General features: G+C 62.2%; 18 protein-coding genes. 8 read left to right on the forward strand and 10 right to left on the reverse strand.

Going from position 1 to position 24,028, the window contains the following annotated elements:
* Positions 1–16 precede the first annotated feature (16 nt).
* On the reverse strand, positions 17–1,225 hold the full coding sequence (locus TQ39_RS04700) for a nucleotidyltransferase family protein (RefSeq protein WP_009325189.1): 1,209 nt from the start codon (positions 1,223–1,225) through the stop codon (positions 17–19).
* Positions 1,226–1,404: 179 nt separating this feature from the next.
* Here TQ39_RS04700 and TQ39_RS04705 point away from each other — a divergent pair, with 179 nt between their 5' ends.
* Entirely contained in the window at positions 1,405–2,604 is a 1,200-nt protein-coding gene (locus tag TQ39_RS04705; RefSeq protein WP_009325190.1) for an acetate/propionate family kinase, read from the forward strand.
* Between the two features lie 93 nt (positions 2,605–2,697).
* On the opposite strand, the gene TQ39_RS04710 is transcribed toward TQ39_RS04705, so the two are convergent.
* The 6 genes from TQ39_RS04710 to TQ39_RS04735 all read right to left on the reverse strand — a co-directional run bounded on the left by TQ39_RS04710 (position 2,698) and on the right by TQ39_RS04735 (position 11,592).
* Positions 2,698–4,629 (reverse strand): GGDEF domain-containing phosphodiesterase, encoded by a 1,932-nt coding sequence (locus TQ39_RS04710; protein WP_050004730.1) that lies wholly within the window; start codon positions 4,627–4,629, stop codon positions 2,698–2,700.
* 106 nt (positions 4,630–4,735) lie between these two features.
* Positions 4,736–5,767: a hypothetical protein gene (locus TQ39_RS04715; protein ID WP_050004731.1), complete on the reverse strand. Its 1,032-nt coding sequence runs from the start codon at positions 5,765–5,767 to the stop codon at positions 4,736–4,738.
* Complete coding sequence (locus TQ39_RS04720; RefSeq protein WP_050004732.1) at positions 5,764–7,248, reverse strand: RND family efflux transporter; 1,485 nt, start codon at positions 7,246–7,248, stop codon at positions 5,764–5,766. Before TQ39_RS04720 ends, TQ39_RS04715 begins: the two co-directional genes overlap by 4 nt.
* A 6-nt stretch (positions 7,249–7,254) precedes the next feature.
* Positions 7,255–8,109 carry a carbohydrate ABC transporter permease gene (locus TQ39_RS04725; RefSeq protein WP_172616002.1) on the reverse strand — a complete coding sequence of 285 codons (855 nt, stop codon included), beginning with the start codon at positions 8,107–8,109 and terminating at the stop codon, positions 7,255–7,257.
* A complete protein-coding gene (locus TQ39_RS04730) occupies positions 8,106–9,041 on the reverse strand; it encodes a carbohydrate ABC transporter permease (RefSeq protein ID WP_242853453.1) in 936 nt (311 codons plus the stop codon). Before TQ39_RS04730 ends, TQ39_RS04725 begins: the two co-directional genes overlap by 4 nt.
* A gap of 142 nt (positions 9,042–9,183) precedes the next feature.
* Positions 9,184–11,592 carry an extracellular solute-binding protein gene (locus TQ39_RS04735; protein WP_167541524.1) on the reverse strand — a complete coding sequence of 803 codons (2,409 nt, stop codon included), beginning with the start codon at positions 11,590–11,592 and terminating at the stop codon, positions 9,184–9,186.
* Positions 11,593–11,792: 200 nt separating this feature from the next.
* Between TQ39_RS04735 and TQ39_RS04740 the strand changes: the two genes are divergently transcribed.
* Together TQ39_RS04740 and TQ39_RS04745 are read left to right on the forward strand one after the other, a co-directional pair.
* The gene (locus tag TQ39_RS04740; RefSeq protein WP_050004734.1) at positions 11,793–12,479 is read left to right on the forward strand and encodes a response regulator transcription factor; all 687 of its coding nucleotides are present in this window, start codon (positions 11,793–11,795) and stop codon (positions 12,477–12,479) included.
* Entirely contained in the window at positions 12,476–13,843 is a 1,368-nt protein-coding gene (locus tag TQ39_RS04745; protein ID WP_050004735.1) for a sensor histidine kinase, read from the forward strand. The genes TQ39_RS04740 and TQ39_RS04745 overlap by 4 nt, the downstream gene beginning before the upstream one ends.
* A gap of 76 nt (positions 13,844–13,919) precedes the next feature.
* Here the strand turns inward: TQ39_RS04745 and TQ39_RS04750 are convergent, their stop codons facing one another.
* Both TQ39_RS04750 and TQ39_RS04755 read right to left on the reverse strand, forming a co-directional pair.
* The gene (locus TQ39_RS04750) at positions 13,920–15,272 is read right to left on the reverse strand and encodes a glycoside hydrolase family 1 protein (RefSeq protein WP_050004736.1); all 1,353 of its coding nucleotides are present in this window, start codon (positions 15,270–15,272) and stop codon (positions 13,920–13,922) included.
* Between the two features lie 13 nt (positions 15,273–15,285).
* Positions 15,286–17,721: a glycoside hydrolase family 94 protein gene (locus tag TQ39_RS04755; protein WP_050004737.1), complete on the reverse strand. Its 2,436-nt coding sequence runs from the start codon at positions 17,719–17,721 to the stop codon at positions 15,286–15,288.
* Between the two features lie 507 nt (positions 17,722–18,228).
* Here TQ39_RS04755 and TQ39_RS04765 point away from each other — a divergent pair.
* From TQ39_RS04765 to TQ39_RS04785, 5 genes are all read left to right on the forward strand, one after another.
* A complete protein-coding gene (locus TQ39_RS04765; protein WP_009325202.1) occupies positions 18,229–19,236 on the forward strand; it encodes a LacI family DNA-binding transcriptional regulator in 1,008 nt (335 codons plus the stop codon).
* Positions 19,237–19,296: 60 nt separating this feature from the next.
* Positions 19,297–20,724 carry an ABC transporter substrate-binding protein gene (locus TQ39_RS04770; protein WP_009325203.1) on the forward strand — a complete coding sequence of 476 codons (1,428 nt, stop codon included), beginning with the start codon at positions 19,297–19,299 and terminating at the stop codon, positions 20,722–20,724.
* A 74-nt stretch (positions 20,725–20,798) separates the two neighbouring features.
* Complete coding sequence (locus TQ39_RS04775; protein ID WP_050004739.1) at positions 20,799–21,731, forward strand: carbohydrate ABC transporter permease; 933 nt, start codon at positions 20,799–20,801, stop codon at positions 21,729–21,731.
* The gene (locus tag TQ39_RS04780) at positions 21,728–22,621 is read left to right on the forward strand and encodes a carbohydrate ABC transporter permease (protein ID WP_009325205.1); all 894 of its coding nucleotides are present in this window, start codon (positions 21,728–21,730) and stop codon (positions 22,619–22,621) included. The genes TQ39_RS04775 and TQ39_RS04780 overlap by 4 nt, the downstream gene beginning before the upstream one ends.
* 203 nt (positions 22,622–22,824) lie before the next feature.
* Complete coding sequence (locus tag TQ39_RS04785) at positions 22,825–23,292, forward strand: spore coat protein (RefSeq protein WP_009325206.1); 468 nt, start codon at positions 22,825–22,827, stop codon at positions 23,290–23,292.
* Positions 23,293–23,353: 61 nt separating this feature from the next.
* Here the strand turns inward: TQ39_RS04785 and TQ39_RS04790 are convergent, their stop codons facing one another.
* Positions 23,354–23,944, reverse strand: a complete 591-nt coding sequence (locus TQ39_RS04790) for a TetR/AcrR family transcriptional regulator (protein WP_050004765.1) — start codon at positions 23,942–23,944, stop codon at positions 23,354–23,356.
* Positions 23,945–24,028 lie beyond the last annotated feature (84 nt).

Here is a 24,028-nt window from a genome sequence, read left to right on the forward strand (position 1 = left end):
TTCCTTTTCCCGGCTCTTATTTCGCCCCGCTTGTGGGAAACACGGGTTTTGCGGTATATGCAGCGCCCATGGGCGCAGGATGGCGCAGGCACAGGGCCGTCAGGTCCTCGGCCGCGGCATGGGCCGCTGCCACGCGCGCAGCCGGGGCGCTTCGGGCCGCCAGATCCGCCAGTGAATGAGACAGCGGCAGCAGAGCCGCCTGACGTGCGCAGCGCAGTACCGCAAGGCCCGTTTCATTTGCTCCCAGCACATGCAGATAGGGCGGCAGTGCAGGCAGATCCCCGGTGTATCCCAGGGCCGCGTCCAGCACCAGACGGCGCAAACGCGCCGTCGCATATCGTTTTGTCCGCATGGCCTGCACCAGCTCGTCCAGCGTGCCTGCGCCCTGAACGGCGGCGGCGAGCCGGTTCTCCAGGCCCTCGGCCGCGCCCCGCACGGCGCGGAGACCCGCCGCATCCATAGCCCGCAGGCGGGACAGCACCGCAATACCGAACGCGCGCCCGTCCAGAATGTCGCCCTCGGCCTCGGCCTGCATATACAGCCGCAGGCAGGCTGGCGGCACATGCGGCGCGAGAGCCGCCGCTCCCCCGGCCCGCACCAGCGCGCGCAGCGCCGAAGCCGAAGCGTACCGCCCCGGCGCCGCATCCAGCGGGGCATCGTGGGCCGCGCCCCGCCGGGGCAGCGCAAGGGGCACAAGTGCGCTGTGCTGGCGCAGCAGGGCCTTGCAGTATTCCACGCCCAGGATGTCATTGGGCGCGCGCAGCACCGCGCCTGCTCCCGGACACAGCGCTTCCGCCGCCGCCGCGCGGGCGGCGGGGAGCGGCAGGCCCGCGTCCAGCTGCCCGCGCAGCGCTGCTGGAAAGTCCGGGCTTTCCAGCAGCGCTGCGGTTTGGGCGATATCCTCCAGCCGCCGTGTCTCTGTGCCGAAACACAGAGCATCCACACAGCCCAGCGCACTCAGCAGCGCCACACCCGCCGCTGCAAAGCCCTCGGCGGACAGCGTAGCGTAGGGTGCCGGCAGGCTGAGCACCAGGTCCGCCCCGGCGGCCAGCGCAGCCCGGGTACGCACCCGGGCGGGAAACAGCGCCGCAGTACCGCGCTGCACCACGCCCGGGCTGCACACGCACACCACCGCCTCAAAGCCGCGTTTTTTCAGCTCCGCTATCTGCCAGGCGTGTCCGTTGTGGAAAGGGTTGTATTCCGCGATGATACCGGCTGTTCTCATGGCTGCCTCGCTTCTTTCGGCCGCTGTGCACGCATAAATTGCGAATCTTGGCCGTTTTTCTCGCTTTTTCTTGCGCGTTTCCGGCCGTGCGCTTGAAAATGCTTTATAATCATTATATAATAATGGAGCGATTTTAAAAAGCATAACTGCGCTTTTTTGTGAATGGGAGGAAATATCGGATGAAAGTTTTGGTCATCAACTGTGGTTCCAGCTCGCTGAAGTATCAGCTCATCGATATGGAGGGCGAACGCGTGCTGTGCAAGGGCCTGTGCGAGCGCATCGGCATCGAGGGCAGCAAGATCACACACAAGGCCAACGGCGGCGAGTGGGAACAGGAAGTGCCCTTCCCCACCCACACCGAAGCGTTTATGAAGGTCGTTGAAATGATGACCAGCGGCGAGGGCGCCGTCGTGAAGGACAAGAGCGAGATCTCTGCCATCGGCCACCGCGTGGTGCAGGGCGCCGAGTTTTTCACCAAGTCCGAGATCGTCACCGACGCCATCATCGACAAGATCGAGGAGATCGCCCCTCTGGCCCCGGTGCACAACATGGCCCATGTGCAGGGCCTGCGCAGCGCCAAGGCCGTGTTCGGCGAAAAGGTGCCCAACGTTGTCGTTTTCGACACCACCTTCCACCAGACCATGCCCAAAAAGGCGTATATGTACGGCGTGCCGTATGAGATGTATGAAAAATATTCCATCCGCCGCTACGGCGCCCATGGCACCAGCCACCGTTATGTGAGCATGGCCGCCGCCCAGTACCTGAACGATTCCGACCTGAAAATGGTCACCTGCCATCTGGGCAACGGCAGCTCCATCAGTGCCGTGAACGCAGGCAAATGTGTGGACACCAGCATGGGCCTCACCCCGCTGGCCGGCGTGCTGATGGGCACCCGCTGCGGCGACATCGACCCCAGCGTCGTCACCTACATGGAACAGAAGCTGGGATTCCACGGCCAGGAAATGGCTGATTATCTGAACAAGAAATCCGGCCTGCTGGGCATTTCCGGCGTTTCCAGCGATATGCGCGATGTGACGAGCGCCGCCGACGCGGGCAACGAGCGCGCCAAACTGGCTACCGAGATGCTTGCGTATCAGATCAAGAAATATGTAGGTTCCTACGCCGCCGCTATGGGTGGGCTGGACTGCCTGGTGTTTACCGGTGGCATCGGCGAGAACGACAACCGCGTGCGCGCCAGCGTGTGTGAGAATATGGGGTTCCTGGGCATCTCCGTGGACCCCGCAAAGAATCAGCAGCGCACCTCAGATATCCTGGACATCAGCGGCAAAGGCAGCCGCGTGAAGGTGCTGGTCGTCTGCACCAACGAAGAACTGATGATCGCCCGAGACACCAAGGCTCTGGTGGAAGCACGCCGCTGACGCCGCCTTTTCCTTTTGATAAAACCGAAGCGCCCTGCCGCATTTCTACGCGGCAGGGCGCTTTTCATTTCAGCGGCTGCAGCCAGAGCCGTTTCAGGTTCTGCGCGTGCGCCGCGCGCCGCTGCGCATCAGAGCACAAAGCTCCTCTCCCGGCATTGGGCGCGCCAGATAGTATCCCTGCAGCCGGTCGGCACGCAGCGTGCACGCCAGCGCATACTGCTCCGGCGTTTCCACACCCTCCAGCAGGATGCCTCGGCCCATGGCCCGGAACGTTTCCACCACCGCGCGCAGCAAAAGCGCTCCCCCGCCGCCATTCGTCGCGGCTTCCAAAAGGCTTCTGTCCACCTTCACATACTGCAGCGGCAGAGACACCACACTGGAGAGATTGGAATATCCGGTGCCGAAATCGTCCAGATAAAATTCCACGCCCCGGGCGGCCAAAGCCTCCATCACGGCACGCACACGCCGGATATCTCCGGCCAACACGCGCTCCGTTAATTCCAACTTCAGCCGAGTGGGCGCAAGCCCGTGGCGTTCCAGCGTATCCAGCACACGACGTTCCGCATCTGGCGCAAGAAACTGCCGGGCCGAAAAATTCACAGAGACCGCGCATCCATCCAACTCACGGTGTGCACCGAAAAACGCGCACACCTGTTCCAGCATCATCCAGTCCAGCGCAACGATAAGGTCCATCTCCTCGGCCACGGACACCACATCCGCCGTGGGTACGGGCGTCCCATCTGCGCCGCACAGGCGCAGCAAGGCCTCCGCCATACAGGGAGTATCTGCATCCAGCGCGTAGATGGGCTGGTACGCCACACCCGCCGCCTGCCCGCTCAATGTGCGTACGACCACATCCCGCAGCGCGACGCGCCGGGAGAACCGTTGTTCCATCTCTGTGTCAAACGAGAGCGCCTCCGGTGCGCCGGGCAATTTCAGCTGCTGGATGGCGTATTCCAGATGAGCTGTCAGACGCTCGGCTGTGTCGCCAAACCGCGGGCAGGCGATGCCTGCCACGCCCGCGTCCAGACGACAGCACACGCTCCCCGCCTGCCAGGGCGCTGCAAAACGCTCTGACAGTTCCTTTTCCAGCACTGCATAGCCCGCAGCATCCATGCCCGGGAATAACAGCACGAATTCCACGCCGCTGAACCGGCAGGCGACGGCCCGGCGGCCCAGCGCTTCCAGATATGCGCTCACCTGGCGCAGCACTGCGTCGCCGCCGGTGTGCCCGAACTGTTTGTTTACGTCGCCGAAATGGCGCAGGCATACCGCTACGCAATAAAAGGATTGGCCCGAGCGAAGGCACGTGCCCGCCGCATACCACAGCGCGCTGCGGCTGGAAAGGCCCGTCAGAAAATCCGTATTGATGCGCTGGCTCTGGAAATTAAAAAACAGCACCAGCAAAATGCACGCCGGGATAAAGCCCGTCATCATGACGGGCGGGAACAGATACTGCACCGTCCCCAGCACCATCGCCAGAAGGGGCAGCGTGGCCATCATTCGGTGGATGGCGCGCGACGCCATGCGGAACTGCTTTATATAACATATCACCAGCAACAAACAGCACGCCACCAGCAGCGCATACAGCAGCCGGTTGTACGGACCGCGCACATATGTGCCCGCCGCGTCCAGATAAAACAGCCAACCTGTGAACGGGTTTGTGAACACCACCGCCAATGCGGCGGCCAGCATGACGCCGAGGCATATGGCAACGCGCGTGAAGCACGGGCCGCGGCCGTGGATGAGATAGGCCATATAGTAGGTGAGCGCGGCTTCCAGCAGCGGAAAGAACGTAAAATACAGCATATTGAGCGTGTAGCAAAGCCAGCGCGGCAGCAGGCCCGGCACGCCCATCAGCACCACTGTGGCGATATTGAGCAGAGTGGAAAAAAGCGCAAAACCCAGACACGCATAGTATAAGCGCGTCTGGGGCATCTGCGTATAAAATTTTTCACGCGAAAAGCACAGCACCAGTACGATCAGGACACAGGCCAGGCATTCCGCACCGATCTCCCATTCCATAGGGCTCCCCTTTCAAGGGCGGATTTTACTTCTGTGTGCCTATTATACAGGAAATCGGTCAATATTTCTACCGGAAGTAAATATTTTGTAAATTCGGCTTTGACTTTTACGCTTCAACCGCTTTTTCATTCCGCGGCGCGGGTGGGCGGCGCAGCGCAAACAGGCATCCCGCCAGGCACAGCGCGCCCTGCTCCAGAAGCAGCCACTTTACCGCTATGTCCTTGTGCTGGGGCGGCAGAGCGAACCACGCGTCCACCCGCGCTGCCGCGCTTTTGCCCAGCGCCGCCCAAAAGCCGAAATCGCTCCAGCGCGTGGGCACCCAGGCCCCCGGCACCATTGCCAGCAGCACGGGCAGCAGCGCCGCGAAAAACAGCAGCGCCGCGAACAGCAGCGTCTGCCGCTGCCACGGCCGAAGCCGCCGTGCGCCGCGTGCCAGCCGCCACAGCGTGCATGCGCCGCACAGCGCCAACGGCAGCCAGCACAGCGCACAGGCCAGCCCGGCCAGCGCCGGGCCGTCCACCACATGGGCGGGCGTCCCCAGGCCGCTGGCACCGGCAAAGGCCAAGGCCGCCTCTGTGCCCTCCGGAGCGGTTTCCATCGCCGTCAGTTCCACATTGGCGTACTCTGCAGTGCGGCTGTCCGCCGCCTCCTGTGTCACAGTGCGCGCCTCTCCGCTTTCAAACACGCCGCGCACCGTATAACGTTCGCCGTCCAGCTCCAGCTCCAGGCCCGTCACATCCAGCGCTCCCCAAAGCTGCCAGGCCAGCGCGCTGGATACCGCGCATCCGCCCTGGCCTGCCGGGCCGGGCAGCGCACCGTATAAAAGAGGCTCCGTTGCCAGAAGTTCTGCATCGCCGCACACCCGCAGCATCCGGACGGTCTCCTCCCGCCCGTTGGCAGAGGCCGCTCCCTGCCGCACAGCCCAGAATGTGGGCGACCAAGCCGCATTGTTCCGCCCGTCCCGGGCATACTCCAGCGCCGAAGCCACAACGCGCGGCTCCAGCGCTTCGCCGTACCGCAGGGAAATGCCGCCCGCGGCCCGCGCCAGACGCTGCGCGTTCCAGAACAGCAAAACGCAAACCGCAAGGAATGCGCCCCAGAACAGCGCACCGCCCAGATAATACCGCACGCGCCTCATGGCTGCTCCACCCGCACGCTGTCTCCCGCTGCAACGGGTCTGGCGCTGCTTTTTACCAAAACATCCTGGGGCGACAGCGGCCCTTCCACCGCAACACCGGATGCACTTTGTTCCAGGACTGTCACATCCACGCGGGAGAGCACATTGCGCAGGCCGAGGATGGTCTGCGTCTGCTCGACGCGCAGCACGTAGCTGCCTTTGTTGTCCATGCGCACCGCTTCAGGCGGCAACACCATTTCGTATGTGGTGCGGGACAGCTCCGCCGAGGCAGTCACGGGCTGCGTCTTGCGCAGGCCGGCATCCGCAGGTACATCCGCCGTTACGGTAACGCGCCCGTTTTCATCCGGCACGGAGATGGCCCGCACCGTGGTGCTGACAGCCGTGCCGCCCTGCCGCAGTGTCAGCGCGGCGCCCACAGCCAGCTTTTCCGCTTTTCCCGAGTCCAGCGTGAATGTCGCCGTCATGCCTGCGTCCGCCGGGGCCAGCGCGGCCACCGGGGCCTCCGTAACGGTTCCGCCCGGTTCCAGTGTCAGCGTCTCCACCGTACCCGCCGATCCCGCTTTCAGAACGCCGTCGTTTTCCGCCAGCGCCGCCAGCGCGTCCACAACAGCCTGCTGTTTTTCAATGTCCAGCGCGGCCGTCTGGGCGTCAAGGTTGTTTTGACGGTTCTGGAATTCCGTTTCCTGCTTTGATTTTTCATACGCCTTTGCCGCTGTGTCCAGCGCGGCCTGCGCGTCGGCCAAAGCCCGCGCCGCGTTTTCCCCGGCGGTATCGGCGGCGCTCTGCGCGGCAGCCAGCGCCGCCTGCTTTTCAGCCAGCGCCGCGGCCGCGGCGTCTGCCGCCGCCTGCGCCGCAGCCAACGCTTCCTCAGAGGCGGGCGGGTCCGTCTGTGCCCGCAGTTCCGCCAGCGCGGCATTTGCCGCATCCAAGGCGCTTTGAGCCGTATCCGCATCGTTCCGGGCAGCGGCCACGGCCGCGTCGTTCTGCGCTTTCTGGGCGTTGTAATCCGCCTGTGCCCTGTCCCGCTGGGTAGAGGCGGAAGAGAGCGACGAGGTGTCCGCCGTGTCCCCTGCCAGCAGCTTTTCCCGCTGCAGGCGCAGGCGCGCCAGCTCCGTTTTTGCGCGAGCCAGCGCATCCTTCACACCGTCGGGGTCAAACTGTGCCAAAGGCGTGTCCGCCTCCACCCTGCCGCCCGCCGGAACGAAATATTTTTCCAGCACCAGCCCCGTGGGGGCCTTAACGTTCTGCACCTCTCCCGCGGAGAGCGCTGCGTCCGCCGTCAGCCCCTGTACAAGCTCTCCGCGCCGGGGGGACGCCGTCTGCACTACGGCCAGCGTTGCGCCCGCCGTGCCGCGCGCAATCAGCGTACAGACCAGCATGGCCGCAAAGAACTGCGCCACACCCTTCAGCGCGCGGCCCTGTGTGCCGCTCAAGCGCGGCCTGCGGGCCCAAAGGCCCGTGACTTTTTCTTTGATATGCAACGTTGTCTACTCCTTTAATCCGCTGGCCTGGATTCCCAGCTCCAGATATTTCTGCCCGAACCGGAAGATCAGCACCGCCGGGGCCAGCATCACAAGGCTGGCCACCATGGCCAGGCCCAGCTTTTCCGCCGCGATCTGGGGCAGGTACAGCGAAAGCGGCCACAGGGCTTTTGTCTTGAGAAAGGTCATAGGCTGTTCAATGGCGTTCCACGCTTCGAGAAAGCCCAGTACCGCCGCCGAAAGGATGCCCGGCACACCCAGCGGCACGCCGATATGGAAAAAAGTGCGCAGCGGCCCCGCACCGTCGATGGACGCGGCCTCCAACAGCGCGATGGGCACGGCATCGAACCCCTTTGCCATGATAAATACCGGAAATGTACTGAATACACCCGGCAGGATGATGGCCCAAAACGTATCCATGATGCCCATTGCGTCCGCCACCAGATAGCCCGAAACCATCGTGACCTGAAAGGGCATCAGCATCAGAACGATGTACAGCGTGAACAGCGCCCGCCGCCCGCGAAACCGCAGCCGGGAAAACGCCCATGCCGCGGGCGCGCCCACCAGCACCTGTCCCAGCACTTGGGGGAACACGATGGCGCAGGTGTTCCAGAACATGGTGAAAAACTGCGGTGTGTCCAACAAAAGCTCCGCCAGTGGCTGGAGCGTGGGCCAGCTTGGCAGCAGGGGCCAGAAAGCGCTGCCCTCTGCACCCTGCAGCACCGGGCCCAGCGCGGCCCGCAGCTCGTCCAAGGGCATCAGCGCGCCTGTGCCCATGAACCACAACGGCCACCACACCGCCAGCGCAGGCAAAAGAAGGAACAGCACAAGCACCGCGCGGCCCAAATTTTTTCTTTTCATCGCGCGTCCTCCCCGCCCCACAGTTTTTGCAGCAGCAGAATAGCAGCCAGCAGCACCGCCGCGATGAGCACCGCCGCTGCACACAGGCGGCCCACGTCCAAGTCCAGGAACCAGTTGTTGAACAGGTGCTGCAATAGATAGATGCTGTCGTGCGGATATGCTCCGCCCACCAGATATGCCTCACGAAACACCTTAAAGGTGTTGAGCAGGCTGAGCACCGCCGTCATGAACAGCGTGGGCAACAGCCCGGGCAGCGTGACACGCCAAAAGCACTGCCATGCCCCCGCACCGTCCACGCGGGCGGCCTCATACAGGCTGTCGGAGATACCGTCCAGCCCCGCCATCCACAGAATCATGTCATAGCCCGCATTTTTCCAAACATAGGTGCCGATGAGCACCCAGAAAGCCGCGTCTGTGCCCATAAAATCCACCGGCTGCGCGCCCAGCGCCGACAAAACGGCGTTGACGAGCCCCTGCCTGTGGAACAGCGCCTGCCACAGCAGCACGATGCTGGCCACCGGGATAGCCATGGGGATCAGATAGGTTGTTTTAAAAATACGGCCGCCGTCCTTTGCGGCGCGCACGGCCACGGCCAGCAGCAGGCTGACGCACAGCAGCAGGGGCACACACACGCCGATGAAGCGCGCAGTATTGCCCGCCGCCAGGCGGAACGCGCTGTTGCCCAGCACCGAGGCGTAGTTCGCAAACCCCACGAAGCGGCTGCCCATGGCGTCGGTAAAGCTGCGGCGCACCGCGTCCGCAAACGGCACCAGCACGAACACGCACAGCCCCGCCAGGCTGGGCGCGAGGAACAAATACGGCGCGGCGCGGTTCATTTTGTTCGGCGAAATAGAGCCGCGTGGCGTCGGCCGCTGCCGCCACAGCCTGTTCCAGCGCGGCCTCGCCGCTGTATCGTTTTGTTGCTTCGGCATATATTTTTTCCTTTAATTGATCATTCTGATAACTCGGAACCGTAAATTCCTCCAGAAATGCTTCCGCGCCCCAATGCTTCCAATCGCTGAATACGGCATCCGGCCGCTCCTTTCGGGTTTGTTCCTGCCGTTCTGCGGCAGGTCACGCCCGCTTTTCCGCCAGATAGGTGGCAAGCTCCGTCTTTGCTCCCGTCACGGCTTCATCCATAGTCTTTTCACCTTTGCACAGCGCCTCAGCCTGTGCATACAGCTTTTCGGCCACCGTGCTGTCGTCCCGCACGGGTGTCTTCAGCCCGGACAGCAGTGCAGTCCAGTCCACCCGGGGCACATCCGTGCCTATCGTCTGGCCGCGTTCTGCATAGAGCTCCTGCACGTACGCCACCTGTTTTTCCAGGCCGGAGCGCAGCACCGGGAGCCCCTCTCCCAACGAATAATTCTGCACACCGGGCGCGAGCAGCGCCTGTATGAACTGTGCAGCCAGCTCCTGCTGGGCGCTCTGTGCCGCAATGCCGGCAAGCACCCGCGGTGTATATACGCCCTGCTCCATGCCGGGCGCCGGCGTAAGCGCCGCCTGTCCGTCATCGGACATATATGCACCCAGCACATCCCTGAGTATAAACAGCGCCGCGTTTGCCCGGCCGTAGCTGTATTCCATCACGCCCTGCGGAACGTCCGCGGACATTCCCAGCCCGGTGGAGGCATTTGACGTCACCATAAACGCAATACCGCCGTCGTTCGCCTTTTTCCCCAGTCCGTATCGGTCCGAAACCGCCTGCATCACGGAAAACAGTTCCCGCAGAGCGGCTTCGTTCAACGTGCCGTCCCGCACCACGGCGGGTGCGCTGACACTGTACAGCTGGTCGAACAACTCCCGCAGGGTGGTAAAGCTCAGAAGCGGGCGCTGCTCCTCCGGCACAGCTTTGAAAATATCATTGATATCTCCGCTGGCGGCCAGCGCCTCTGGTCCGTCCTGTACCGCCGCGGCCAGCGTCTCCAGGCTGTCCAGCCCTTCCAGTGTCTCCGGCTTTCCCATCAGCACAGGTACGGTAAAACGTGTGGGCACTGCGTACAGCTTTCCGTCCGTTCTCATAGGGTCGACCACCTGCGGGATCAACCCGTCGGCGGAGATCACCTGTGAAAGCTCCGCCAGCACGCCCTTGTCGATGAAGCTCTGCAGCGGCATGCCGTCCAGGATCAGCACATCCGGCCCCTTGCCCGCCACAAGCTCTGTGTTCAGCGTGCGCAGCGCGTCCTCGGCGCTGGCGCCGCCGGAGGTTCCAACCTCAAAATTCACGCGCACATCCGGATTTTCCTGTTGGAAATTGGTGATGGCCGCGCGCACGGTGGGGGAATCGTTCAGAGCGTAAACACGCACCTCCTTGTCCGGCACGGCGCTCACCGTCTCATCAAATACATAGTGCAGCACACGGCCGCCCTCCTCCGTCTGCACGGCCAGTGCAAAGGTGTTGCCCGGCAGCGCCGTAAAGCCGCGCACAGCGGCCAGCGGGGAACCGAAGGTATACATGCTGCCTTCCATCACGGTCTCCGCCAGCGTGCCGCCCGGCACGGCGCGGCGCACGCCTTTTTCAGACAGCAGATACAAGTTGCCGTCCGCGTCTGCCGCAAGGCTGGACGGATAATCCTCTCCACCCGCCGCGCTGGCGGCCTCAGTCTGCATATGCCCGGTCTCCAGATCATACGCCGCCGTGCCGCCCTCGTAGCCGTAGACAAAAAGCGTCGTCCCGTTGCAGGCTGTCAGGCCTCCCATCCAGTTGGGAATCTCATACAGCTTTTTTCCGGTGGCCATATCGTATACAGCCGTTGTGGCGGTATCCTCCGCGCTGAATACGCCCATATCGTCCCCGGACTGCTCCGTGCCGTCCGCAGCTTCTGCGTCGTCCGTCTCTCCGGCGGCGTCCTGCGTGCCGGAAGATGCCGCCTGCGCGCCTGCGTCTTCCCCTGCAGCCCCGTTCTGCACCGCGGCAAAATCGCCCCCAAAGCTGGTGAGCAGCAGTCTGCCGCCCGGCAGCACCTGTGCATCCGCCGCCATAAGCCCGCCCTGCGCGGAAAGGCCCTCCGGCTGCACGGGAGCGGCCGTGCCGTCCGCCGCAACGCGTGCGTAGGCCACCGCGCCCATACCGTCCTCTGTCTGCTCTGTCAACATTACAAAATATTCTCCCTCAGGGGTAACGGTGACCTTTTCGATCTGGCGTTTCTCTCCGAAACTCTCCTGCCAGTCCATCGTATTTTCCGTCCATTCTTTGCCGCTGTCAGCAGAATAAAAATGGGTATATGTATATTGACCGGGCGTCTCGGCAGGCCGGAGCGCGATGTAGTCCAATCCGCCGTCCGGCCGTGCCGTCAGGCTCACCGGGGTACAGCCCGCCGCGCCCGGCGGGGTGATGTCGTTTTCCACGAACCGCCCCTTGGCCTGCATGGGCGTGCCGTCCCCCTGCGCACTTGAACCGCCGCTCGTGCCGGGCTGCGCACCGCAGCCCGTGAACAGCACCGCCGCGGCCAGTACGCCGCACAAAAGTTGTTTTATCTTCACTGTTTCCCTCACCTTTCCGGTATGCTCAAAATGATGCGGAGAGAAGATGCTTCCCGTCCAGCCTGTTTCCATCATAAAAAAATCAACCTTGAAAAGTCCTTGAAAAACAGTGAGGGATTTGTGAAAGCCTCTGTTTTTCAGGGATTTTTAAGGTTGCATCCATTATAATGGTTTTATTGCGGAACAGGAGGGACAAAAACATGCGGATACTGCTTGTGGAAGACGACGAAGCCCTGTGCGCGGCCGTGGCGCCGCTGTTGGAGCGGGAGGGCTACCGTGTGGACGTATGCCGAGACGGCGACGATGCGCTGTACTACATGCGCCAACGGATGTTCGGGCTGTGCATTCTGGACAGGATGCTGCCCGGACGGGATGGGCTTTCGGTGCTGCGCGCAGCGCGGGCCGAGGGCCTGGACACGCCGGTGCTGATGACGACGGCGCTGGGCCTTGTGGGCGACCGAGTGGACGGTCTGGACGCGGGCGCAGACGATTATCTGGTAAAGCCTTTCGACGTACGCGAGCTGCTGGCCCGGGTACGCGCACTGGCCCGCCGCCCCGCTCCTGTGGCGGTCTCCGGCCGTCCCTGCTGCGGGGATCTTACTCTGGACATGGGCACACTGGTGCTGACCGGAGACAAAGAGCAATGCACGCTCTCGAAAAAAGAGGCGGAGCTGCTGGCCGCACTGATGGAAAACGCCGGACAAACATTGTCCCGCAGTTTTTTATTCGGCCGTGTCTGGGGGCCGGGCGCCGACGTAGAGGAAGCCAGCCTGGACAGCTATGTACACTTTATCCGCCGCAGGCTGCGTGCCGTGAGCAGCCGGGTGACAGTGGACACTGTGCGCGGCGTGGGCTACCGGCTGCTGGATGGAGGAACGGGCGCATGAAACGCCGTGCCGCACAGCCTCCCCGCGGCCCGTACACCACGCCGCTGCGCCAGCTGCGCCGCCGCCTGACATTTGTTTTCACCGTGCTGACGGGCACAGTTCTCACGGTATTCCTGGCCATCACCCTGGGGTTGGCACAAAAGCAGACGCAGCTCTCGGCACAGAGCATGTTCGACGCCAGCGTGGACACCCTGATCGTCACGCTGCAGACGGGCAGCGTCTCCGACACGGCTCTTGCCCAGACGGAGGCCGCGGATGGACTGCTCATTTTCATCACGGACAACGGTACCCCGCTGTTTTTCAGCGGCGGCTGGGCGCCCGCTACCCCGCGCGGGACCTTGCTGGAGCGTGCGGCGGAGGCAGGGCTTGCAGAGGGTGTGAATATGGATGCCGCGCCGCGTTCGTCTGTGTATGCCTCCCGCGTCACCGTCACAGTGGAGGGCAACGCAGGCGAACATTATACCGCCGCCGTATGCTCCGTCCCCGGACAGCGCGGCTGGTACGGCCTTGCCGTGCTGCGGGACGACGGGCCTCTGCGCCGGACGCTGACGCGCCAGGCCCTGCTGTATGCGGCGCTGCTGTCGGGCGGGCTGGCACTTCTGGGCGCGGTCAACTGGTTTTTGGCGGGGCGGGCGCTGCGTCCCACCGCCGAAGCACTGCAAAAACAGCGGGAATTCGTGGCCGCCGCCGGACACGAGCTGCGCGGCCCGCTGGCCGTCGTCAAGACGAGCCTGTCGGCCATGCAGGCCAGCCCGGCGGACACGTCGCAGTACCTGGCGGCCATCGGCAGCGAGGCCGACCGCATGGCCCGCCTGGTGGACGATCTTCTCCTGCTTGCAGGCAGCGACGCGGGCACCTGGCGGATGCGTATGGAACCTGTGGATGCCGATGCGCTGGTGATCGGCGCGCATGAACAGTTTGCGCCTTTGGTAAAAGCGCGCGGCCTGCGCCTTGCGCTGGATCTGCCCGAGGAAACACTGCCGCCCCTGTGGGGCGACGCCGGACGGCTGCGCCAGCTGCTGCTGGTCTTCATCAGCAACGCCTGCGCCTACGCGCCCGCCGGCAGCGACGTCACGCTGCGCGCCCGCGCGGAAAAAGGCTGGGTACTGCTTTCGGTGGAGGACCACGGCCCCGGCGTGCCGGATGCGGAAAAGGCACATGTGTTCGAGCGCTTTTACCGCGCCGACAAAAGCCGCACGGGCAAGGAGCACTATGGGCTGGGTCTCTCTGTGGCACAGGAACTGGCCGCGCTGCACGGCGGAGATATCCTTCTTACAGACACACCCGGCGGAGGCGCCACATTCACGCTGCGTCTGCCTGTCCGCGCCCGAAAAGCACAGCGCACGCATACAGGCCCCGCATGAAACCGCAAAATGCCCCCGGCGTCCGGTTCTTTTCCGGGCTGCCGGGGGTATTCTGCAGCCTGCATGCCATGCGCTTTTACAGGTTCTCCCCGTTGGCGCGCACGGTTTCGGCATACCAGGCAGCGCTGTCCTTCGGGATGCGCGCACCCGTAACATAGTCGATATAAACAAGCCCGAAGCGCTCGCGATAGCCCTCGCTCCACTCAAAATTGTCAGTGAGCGCCCAGTGGAAATAGCCCCGCACATCCGCACCTCCCTCCGCCGCCGCACGCAGCGCCAGCAGATAACGGTGCAGGAAATCAATGCGGTCGGGATCATGGACACAGCCGTCCAGAAAGATGCGGTCGTTGCAGCTCTGCCCGTTTTCGGTGATGTAAATCGGCCGGCCGTACCTCTGCCAGAGAAAACGCACGCCCCAGTTCATCACCAGCGGCGTAACGGGCCATTTCAGCGCTGTCACAGCACAGCCGCGCGGGCGCGGCACATAAACCGGCCGCTTTCCCGTCCCTGCACATACCGCGTGGCCATTGTAGATGTTCAAGCCGATAAAATCCGGCCGTATGTGGATGACCGCCAGGTCTTCCGCCGGGAGCGCCGCCGTCATACGCCGCAGGCCGGGCCCGCAGTTTTCCGGATAATGTCCGAAACAGACAGGGTCCAGCACCATCTGATAGGTAAATGCCCAGTCGCTGTCCGGCGTGGCGAAGGTAGCGCTGCAGGCAGCCTCCACATCGGCGGGGCTGTCCGTGCCGGGCCAGCACAGCCGCCCTGTCGCGGCGATGCCGACGCGCACGCCGGGGCAGGTCTCCCGAATGGCGGCGGCGGCAAGGCCGTGAGCCAAAAGCTGATGGTGCAGCACCAGAAGCTGGCGCGCCTCGGGCAGACGCAGGCCAGGGGCATGCACGCCCGTACCGTGGCCCAGCTTTACAGTACACTCCGGCTCGTTGAGCGTAATGTAATTCTCTGCAAGGCCGCTGAAACGGCGCGCCGCCTCGGCGGCATAGCGGGCAAAAGCACGGGCGGTCTCTCGGCTGCGCCAGCCGCCCGCATCTTCCAGCGCCTGGGGCAGTTCCCAGTGGTACAGTGTGACATAAGGCTCCAGGCCCGCAGCGCGGCAGGCCTGGAGCATGCGCAGATAAAACGCAAACCCTTCCCCGTTCCAGCGGCCGTCGCCGTAAGGGTCCACCCGCGCCCAGCTCACGCTGAAACGGTAAGCACCGAGGCCCATCTGCGCCGCGCAGGCAATGTCCTCCTCATATCTGCGGTACGCGTCCGTGGCGGCGGAACCGTCAAACCCGTCTGCAACGGCGCCGGGGCGGCGGCAGAATACGTCCCAAATGGATTCCCCGCCGCCGTCGGCCCGCGAGCTGCCCTCGGTCTGGTAAGCGCTGGAGGCCGCGCCCCATACAAAATCTTTTGCAAACGCCATATGTCCCCTCCGTTCAGCCCATCGTCACCTTTACATGTACTGTCGTTCCGGCGGGCGCGGCGGGCAGAATGCCGTCCACGCAGGGCGCGCCGTCCGCCGTGATGCATTTTACCCCTTTTTCCACCCCTGCCGCGTTGTCCACTGCGATCTCGTACACCGCGCCTCTGTAGGTGCGCGTGACGGTGAAACCGGGCATCGCGGCGGGAATGCACGGGGCGATCCGCAGGCCGTCCAACGTGGGCTGGATCCCCAGGATATACTGGCTGATGTTGACGAATGTCCATGCGGCCGTACCCGTCAGCCAGCTGTTTTTCGCCTCGCCGAAGGCGGCCGCGTCCCTCCCGGCGATCATCTGGCTGTACACATAGGGCTCGGTGCGGTGGATCTCGCTGATTTCCTCAAGATAGGCCGGACAGGTGCGGCGGTATACCTCAAAGGCGCGGCCGCCGCGCCCCGCCGCACATTCAGCGCAGCTGATCCATGGGTTGTTGTGGCAGAAAATACCCGCGTTCTCCTTATACCCCGGCGGATAGCTGCTGATCTCCCCCAGTTCCAGATGATACTGCGTGTATGCGGGCTGCAGCAGCAGGATGCCGTACTCTGTGTCCAGATGCCGCCTTACGCTCTCCAGCGCCTGAAGCGCGCGGCCGTCGGAAAGGCCCACGCCCGCCATCACGCACATGCCCTGGGGTTCAATGTAAATTTTGCCCTCCGCGCATTCGGCGCTTCCCACCGGCCGGCCGTTTGCGTCATAGGCGCGGCGGAACCAGGCGCCATCCCAGCCCGGGCCGAGGATGGCCGCTGTCATTTCGTCCACCTGTGCGCGCACGGCCCGCGCTTCCTGCGAAAGGCCTTCCCACGCACAAATGTCCGCGTATTCCCCACCGTATTTTACAAACATCCCCGCAATGAACACGCTCTCCGCCACAGGGCCTTCGCTGGGGCCGGTGGTCTGGAAGCTCTCGCCCGGTTCGCTGGAAAAGCAGTTCAGATTCAGGCAGTCGTTCCAGTCGGCCCGGCCGATGAGCGGCAGTCCATGAGGGCCTTTGTGCGAAGCGGTAAAGCCCAGGCTGCGGCGCAGATGCTCCATCAGCGGCGCCGTGTCTTCCTCCCGGCAGTCAAAGGGCACCTCCTCGTACAGGATGGAACGGTCGCCTGTTTCCCGCAGGTATGCGCTCACACAGGCGATGAGCCACAGGGGGTCGTCGTTGAAGCCGCTCCCCACGTCCAAATTGCCCTTTTTCGTCAGCGGCTGATACTGGTGATAGGAGCTGCCGTCCGCGAACTGGGTGGCGGCGATGTCCAGAATGCGCTGCCGCGCCCGGCCCGGCACCAGATGCACGAAGCCCAGCAGGTCCTGGCAGGAATCCCGAAAGCCCATGCCCCGGCCGGTGCCGCTTTCATAATAGCTGGCGCTGCGGCTCATATTGAACGTCACCATGCACTGGTACTGGTGCCAGATATTGACCATACGGTCCAGCTTTTCGTCGCCGGAGCGCAGCGAAAAGCGCGCCAGCAGCCCATTCCAGTACGCGGCCAGCGCGGCCAGCGCGGCGTCAACCTGCGTGTCCGCAGCATAGCGGGCCAGCATGGCGCGGGCGCGGCTTTTTTCCACCACGCCGGGCGCGGCCCATTTTTCCCGGGGCGGGTTTTCAACATATCCCAATACAAAAATAAAGCTGCGGCGTTCGCCCGGGGCCAGCGTCACGTTCAGCTGATGCACGCCCACAGGCGCCCAGCCGTGGGCGATGCTGCCCGTACACGTGCCCCGTTCCACCGCCAGCGGCCCGGCCGGGCCGCGGTACGGCCCCAGAAACGCATCCCGGCTCGTGTCGAAACCGTCGGGCGTCCGGTTCACGCCGAACACGGCATAGTGGCTGCGGCGCTCGCGGTATTCCGTTTTATGATAGATGGCGCCGCCCTCCACCTCCACCTCGCCGGTGCTGTAGTTGCGCTGGAAGTTGGTGGAATCATCCACTGCGTTCCACAGGCAGAACTCCACATAGCTGAACAGCTGCAGCGCGCGGGGCTCTGCCCCGGCGTTGTGCAGCGTCAGGCGTATCACTTCACATGCGTCGCCCAGCGGAACGAACATTTCCTGCTTTGCCTCTATGCCGTTTTTCGCACCCTCGATGACCGTATAGCCCAGCCCGTGGCGGCAGCGATAGGAATCCAGTTCCGTGCGCACGGGCTGCCAGCCCGGGTTCCATACGCAGGCGCCGTCGCGGATATAAAACCGGTGGCCCTCGCCGTCCGCCGGGGCGCTGTTGTAGCGGTAGCGCGTCAGACGCAGCAGCTTTGCGTCACGGTAAAAGCTGTAGCCGCCCGCCGTATTGGAAACAAGGCTGAAAAAATCCTCGCTGCCCAGATAATTGATCCACGGCAGCGGTGTGCGCGGTGTGGTGATCACATATTCCCGGTTCTCGTCGTCAAAGTATCCATAGCGCATAAGGTATTCTCCTCACACCCGTGCCCTGCGGCGCGGGCTACTCGATTTTGGGGAGCATGCTGCGGCCCCGTTTGCGAAAACGATTAAGTCCGCATACATTCAAGCGCTCTGTATTTTTATCATACTGCCATTTCAAAAAAAAGCAAGCCTTTTTTGCTGATAAGTGCTGTAAAGTACGGATCTCGCTTGTTTCTTAGTCTTTTTTCCATTTAGATAAAGGTATAGAACAAGAGCGAAAATGTTTTCGTATCATTGGCGAAAATAAAAGGTATATTTTCGGATAGAATCGCCAAATACTCTTTGTCGAAATTGGAAAAGGCTCCAAACTTCGTGATTTCGCTTAAAAATCGCTTGATTTCTGTTGAAATTAAAGCGAGATTGCGGTATATTGAAGTTGCGAAAACGATTAAGTATCCGGTTTTGCCAAACAAGCCGCCTTTCGGTATAATAGATGCCAGAAAACGATTTCGATTTAGCAGAGCAAAACTGCGGGAAAGGCGGACCGTTATGATTTCGATTCGGGATATTGCAAAGGAATGCGGCGTGTCCGTGGCGACAGTGAGCAAAGCGCTCAACGGCCACCATGACATCAGCGCTCAAACGCGGGAGACCGTATGCCGCAAAGCGGCCGAAATGGGCTACCAGCCCAATTCCGCGGCCCGTGCGCTCAAGACGAACCGTACATACAATCTGGGCGTTCTGTACGAGGACCCGCAGCACAGCGGCCTGGGGCACGAATATTTTTCGCGCATTCTGGAGAGCTTCCGCGCGCAGGCCGAGGCCTGCGGCTACGATGTCACCTTCATCAACCGCAATGTCGGCAAGCGGCGCTCGTCTTACCTGGAGCACTGCCGCTACCGCGGCGTGGACGGCGTATGTGTGGTATGCGTGAACTTTCTGGACCCGCAGGTGCTGGAACTGGTGCAGAGCGAGCTGCCCGTCGTGACAGTGGACCACATGTTCAACAACCGTACTTCCATCGTTTCGGACAACGTCAAGGGCGTTCAAACGCTGGTGAACCATGTGTTCGGTATGGGGCACAGGAACATTGCCTTCATCCACGGCGAACGCACGGCCGTCACCGAAAGCCGCTGCGCCAGCTTTTACAAGACCTGCTACGACCTGGGGCTGCAGGTGCCCGACGCCTATGTACGCGAAGGCGCTTACCACGACTGCGACAGCTGCGAACGCATCACCGCCGAGCTGCTGGCGCTGCCGCAGCGGCCCACATGCATCTTTTTCACCGATGACGTGTCGGCTCTGGGCGGCCTCGCCGCCATCGCCCGGGCGGGCCTCCGCGTGCCGGAAGACATCTCCGCCGTCGGTTATGACGGCATCCCTCTCGCCAAAATGATGATCCCCAGCCTGACGACTTACCACCAGGACACCCAGGCCATCGGCTACTGGGCGGCGGACCGTCTCGTCAGCCTGATCGAGCACCCCAAAACCACCCTGCCGGAAAGCATCCTCATCCCCGGCAGCCTGTTGGAAGGAGCATCGGTCAGGCGCATCTGATTTTGTGATCGCGCGGCCAAACGGCCGCCTGACCGAACTTTACAAGGAGGAAAACAATCTATGAAACGTACACTTGCGACCCTTATGGCATTGTGCATGATGCTTTCCCTGGCCGCCTGCGGCGGCTCCGGCGCTTCCAGTGTTCCCGCCTCCGTTTCCGCCTCCGCCCCCTCATCCGGCAGCGAACCCGCACCCGCCGATGGCGCCGTGCTCAACATCTGGTGCTGGAACGACGAGTTCCAAAGCCGGTTCAACGACTATTATCCCGAGGTAAAGGAAGTGGCGGAGGACAAATCCACCACCACGCTCAACGACGGCACGATCGTCAAGTGGACCATCAATCCCAACGAGAACAACAATTACCAGAACAAGCTGGACGAGGCCCTGCTGGCGCAGGATTCCGCCGCAGCCGACGACAAGATCGATATTTTCCTCATCGAAGCGGATTACGCGCTGAAGTATGTGGATTCCGACTACACGCTGGACGTACGCGGCGATATCGGCCTGACGGACGCAGACCTGTCCGGGCAGTACCCGTACACCCAGGACATCGCCACGGCCGGCGGCAAGCTGAAGGGCGTCACCTGGCAGGCCACCCCCGGCCTGTTCGCCTACCGGCGCAGCATCGCCAAAGACGTACTGGGCACCGACGACCCCGCTCAGGTGCAGGAGGCCCTGTCTGATTGGGACAAATTCAACGCTGTGGCCGAACAGGCCGCCGCGAAGGGCTACAAGATGCTGTCCGGCTATGACGACAGCTACCGCACTTTCTCCAACAACGTCTCCGCCCCATGGGTGACGGGCACCACCGTAACTGTGGACGAAAACCTGATGAAGTGGGTGGAACAGACCAAGACCTACACCGACAACGGCTACAACAATAAATCCAGCCTGTGGAGCGACGTGTGGGCCGCGGACCAGGGCCCCGACGGCAAGGTGTTCGGGTTCTTCTATTCCACCTGGGGCATCAATTTCACGCTGCTGGGCAATTCCCTGGAAACGCCCGAGGCCGAGGGCGGCAAAGCCGAAGCGGGCAACGGCATCTACGGCGATTACGCCGTCTGCGAAGGCCCGCAGCCGTATTACTGGGGCGGCACATGGATCTGCGCCGCGGCCGGCACCGACAACACCGCCGCCATTGCGGACATCATGCGCAGCCTCACCTGCGACAAGGCCATCATGAAGCAGATCACCGAGGATACGCAGGATTACACCAACAACGCCCCGGCCATGGAGGAGCTTGCCTCCAGCGACTTCAAATCCGATTTTCTGGGCGGCCAGAACCACATCGCGCTGTTCGCCGCAGCCGCGCCCAACATCGACATGAGCAACGCCGGCCCCTACGACCAGGGGCTGAACGAAAGCTTCCAGGGCGCGTTCAAGGATTATTTTGACGGCGCGGTGGACCTGGAAACAGCCAAGACCAATTTCCAGACGTCCATCGGGGAAAAATACCCTGAACTTACCGAAGTAGTGTGGCCCGAATAAACGCAGCCACGGCTCAAACGCGCGGGGCGGGCGACGCCCGCCCCGCATTCCTCTGAAAAGGACAGGTGACCGATATGCAAGCGCGCACGGCAGGCCGAAAGCACCGCTCCATCCGCTACGCCAAATGGGGCTATCTTTTCATCGCCCCGTTTTTCATCGCCTTTGCGGTGTTCCAGCTCATCCCGCTGGCCTCCACGGTATATTACAGCTTTTTTGAATATTTCCGCAGCGGCCTGAAGGAGATCGGCCCCAATTTCGTGGGGCTTAAGAATTATGCCGAGCTGTTCCGCACCGATTTGCCGAAATACTTCGGCAACACGCTGCTGATGTGGATCATCGGCTTTGTGCCGCAGATTGCCGTGTCGCTGCTGCTGGCGGCCTGGTTCACGGACACGCGGCTGCGCCTGCGCGGCCAGGGCTTTTTCAAAACGGTCATCTACATGCCCAACCTCATTATGGCCTCGGCCTTTGCCATGCTGTTTTTCGCCTTGTTTTCCGACAACGGGCCGGTCAACGCCGCGCTTGTTTCCGCCGGCTTTCTGGAAGAGCCGTTCCGCTTTTTATCCAGCGTGGCAGGCACGCGCGGGCTGGTGGGCCTGATGAATTTTCTCATGTGGTTCGGCAACACCACCATCCTGCTGATGGCCGCCGTCATGGGCATCGACCCCGGCCTTTACGAGGCTGCCGAGATCGACGGCTGCACGCCCGGCCAGATGTTCCGGCGCATCACACTGCCGCTTATCCGGCCCATCCTTGTGTATGTGGTCATCACCTCGATGATCGGCGGGCTGCAGATGTTCGATGTGCCCCAGATCCTGACAAACGGCAAAGGCAGCCCGGACCGCTGCGCCACCACGATGATCATGTATCTGAACAACCACATGTACAGCAAAAACTACGGCATGGCGGGGGCGGTCTCCACGGTGCTGTTTCTGGTGTGCGCGGTGCTGTGTATCGCCGTGCTGAAAACACTGGACCGCAGCAAGGAAGGAGGCGCAGGGAAATGACGTCTGCCCAAACGGAAAAAGCAAGCTCCCGGCTGCGGCGCGCAGGGCGCGCCCGCGCGGCTTCAACGGCCCGGCGGGCGGCAGCCTACACGGTGCTGGGGCTGCTGTGCTTTTTGTGCCTGTTCTTCTTTTACATCCTGCTCATCAACGCAACGCGCACCCATTTTGAGATCCAGCGCGGCTTTTCCCTGCTGCCCGGCCGTTCGCTGCTGACGAACCTGAAAAGCGTGCTGGCCAACGCCAACATCCCCGTGCTCTCCGGCATCCGCAACAGCCTGCTTGTCTCGGCGCTCTCTGCGCTGCTCAGTGTTTATTTTTCAGCGCTCACCGCCTACGGCATCCATGCCTATGACTTCAAATTCAAAAAGCTGGCCTTTACGTTCATCCTGCTCATCATGATGATGCCCACACAGGTATCCGCGCTGGGCTTTGTTCGGCTCATCACCAAAATGGGCATGGCCGACACCCTCGCACCGCTGTTTCTGCCCAGCATCGCGGCGCCCGTTGTATTTTATTTCATGCTGCAGTACATGGAAGGCAACCTGCCCATGGAGATCGTCGAGGCCGCGCGCATTGACGGTTCGGGCGAGTTTTCCACCTTCAACCGCATCGTGCTTCCCATCCTCAAGCCCGCTTTGGCCGTGCAGGCCATCTTCACTTTCGTCAACACCTGGAACAACTATTTCACCCCCGCCCTTGTGCTGAGCAGCAGCGGCAAAAAGACGCTGCCCATCCTCATTGCACAGCTGCGCAGCGCGGATTTTCTTAAGTTCGATATGGGGCAGGTGTATATGATGGTAGCCATCGCCATTCTGCCGGTCATCGCCGTATACCTTTGCCTCTCCAAATTTATCGTGCGCGGCGTGGCCCTCGGCGGCGTGAAGGGCTGAGCGGAAAACGCCTGCGTTTACAGCACAAAAGGCGGCGCCGCCGCATCCGGCAACGGGTGCGGCGGCGTATTTTTTATTTTTGTGCCGGCGCAGTGCATATCCGCGGCCGCGCCCGGCACACTATCACAAGACGCATGCGCCGGCGGGCGGGGCGCACCGCTCCCCCGGCGGCCGGCCCAACGCAAAAAAAGGAGCGAATGAGGATGACTTTGACAAAAAAGGAGCAGGGCCTGCTGAAGGACCTGCAGAATGAAGAAAAACTGTGCGTGGAAAAGTACCGCAAGGCCGCCGAAAATGCCTGCGACGCCAAGCTGCAGCATATCTTTGAAAAAATCGAAAAAGCCGAACAGAGCCATTACGACACCGTGACGGGTATGCTGGCGGGCACCCTGCCCGCCCAACAGGGCCAGCAGAGCAAAGGGCAGGCCTCCCGTCAGAAGGCGGAAAAGGACCTGAAATCCACGGCCAGCCGCGCTGAAAAACAGCGCGACGCCTATCTGTTGTCCGATCTGTTGGGCACGGAAAAATATGTCTCCGGCGTGTACAACACCGCCGTGTTTGAGTTCAGCGACGCCAAGGCGCGCCAAGTGCTGGCCGCCATCCAGCAGCAGGAACAGGAACACGGCAAACAGCTTTCGGACTATATGCAGGCCAACAACATGTATTGCTGAGACACCATCTTTTTCATCCGGAAAGGCTGCCCGCGGGGCGGCCTTTCTTTTTGTGGTTCCTTCAGCTCAGGATCTTGCGGACGATGCCGTACAGCACCGGTTTCATATTGTCCACGGTGTCCGGCTTGCCCTCAATGATGGAGGAATAGCATACGGAACCCAGCATCTCGATGATGACGAATATCATCTTGAACAGCTCGTCCTCTGTATACCGGGCCGCCAGCGGGCTTGCCTCCAGGTCCCGCATCAGCCGCGCCCAAAGATGGCCGCGCCGCTCGCTCATCTGTTTTGCCACCATAGGCCAAGAAAAATTCCGCTCAACAAGCCGAAGGACCAGCTTGTTGCGCTTGAAATATTCCACCACATAATCCAAAAGAAGCAGCACGTTCTCCACAAAATCCGGCGTGCGGCGTTCATCCAGCCATTCGTATGCTTCTTCCAGAACCTGGGCCGAGATATTATAGACCAGCTGTCCCAGCAATTGATCCTTATCGTGAAAATACAGATAAAACGTGCCCTTGGCCACGTTCGCTCCGCGGACGATCTCGTCCACCGAAGTCTTGGCCACGCCCTTTTCCGTGAACAACGCGTAGGCGGCGTCCAGCAGGCTCTGACGCTTTTGTTCCTTGCGGGATTCCATCGGTTCGCGCATACGCGTTTTCCCCTTTCCGCCGCGGCGCGGCATTTTCCCCGTTCTTTCCCGCTTTTAGTATACCTCCCGCGCGGCGGCGATTGC

Source organism: Ruthenibacterium lactatiformans, from assembly GCF_000949455.1.
Lineage (GTDB): Bacteria > Bacillota > Clostridia > Oscillospirales > Ruminococcaceae > Ruthenibacterium > Ruthenibacterium lactatiformans.

Coding starts and splice junctions, on each gene's coding strand:
- TQ39_RS04780 (WP_009325205.1), top strand. CDS start 21,728: ATGACGTCTGCCCAAACGGAAAAAGCAAGCTCCCGGCTGCGGCGCGCA.
- TQ39_RS04750 (WP_050004736.1), bottom strand. CDS start 15,272: ATGGCGTTTGCAAAAGATTTTGTATGGGGCGCGGCCTCCAGCGCTTAC.
- TQ39_RS04725 (WP_172616002.1), bottom strand. CDS start 8,109: ATGAAAAGAAAAAATTTGGGCCGCGCGGTGCTTGTGCTGTTCCTTCTT.
- TQ39_RS04755 (WP_050004737.1), bottom strand. CDS start 17,721: ATGCGCTATGGATACTTTGACGACGAGAACCGGGAATATGTGATCACC.
- TQ39_RS04730 (WP_242853453.1), bottom strand. CDS start 9,041: ATGCCGAAGCAACAAAACGATACAGCGGCGAGGCCGCGCTGGAACAGG.
- TQ39_RS04790 (WP_050004765.1), bottom strand. CDS start 23,944: ATGCGCGAACCGATGGAATCCCGCAAGGAACAAAAGCGTCAGAGCCTG.
- TQ39_RS04705 (WP_009325190.1), top strand. CDS start 1,405: ATGAAAGTTTTGGTCATCAACTGTGGTTCCAGCTCGCTGAAGTATCAG.
- TQ39_RS04710 (WP_050004730.1), bottom strand. CDS start 4,629: ATGGAATGGGAGATCGGTGCGGAATGCCTGGCCTGTGTCCTGATCGTA.
- TQ39_RS04775 (WP_050004739.1), top strand. CDS start 20,799: ATGCAAGCGCGCACGGCAGGCCGAAAGCACCGCTCCATCCGCTACGCC.
- TQ39_RS04740 (WP_050004734.1), top strand. CDS start 11,793: ATGCGGATACTGCTTGTGGAAGACGACGAAGCCCTGTGCGCGGCCGTG.
- TQ39_RS04700 (WP_009325189.1), bottom strand. CDS start 1,225: ATGAGAACAGCCGGTATCATCGCGGAATACAACCCTTTCCACAACGGA.
- TQ39_RS04715 (WP_050004731.1), bottom strand. CDS start 5,767: ATGAGGCGCGTGCGGTATTATCTGGGCGGTGCGCTGTTCTGGGGCGCA.
- TQ39_RS04770 (WP_009325203.1), top strand. CDS start 19,297: ATGAAACGTACACTTGCGACCCTTATGGCATTGTGCATGATGCTTTCC.
- TQ39_RS04785 (WP_009325206.1), top strand. CDS start 22,825: ATGACTTTGACAAAAAAGGAGCAGGGCCTGCTGAAGGACCTGCAGAAT.
- TQ39_RS04745 (WP_050004735.1), top strand. CDS start 12,476: ATGAAACGCCGTGCCGCACAGCCTCCCCGCGGCCCGTACACCACGCCG.
- TQ39_RS04765 (WP_009325202.1), top strand. CDS start 18,229: ATGATTTCGATTCGGGATATTGCAAAGGAATGCGGCGTGTCCGTGGCG.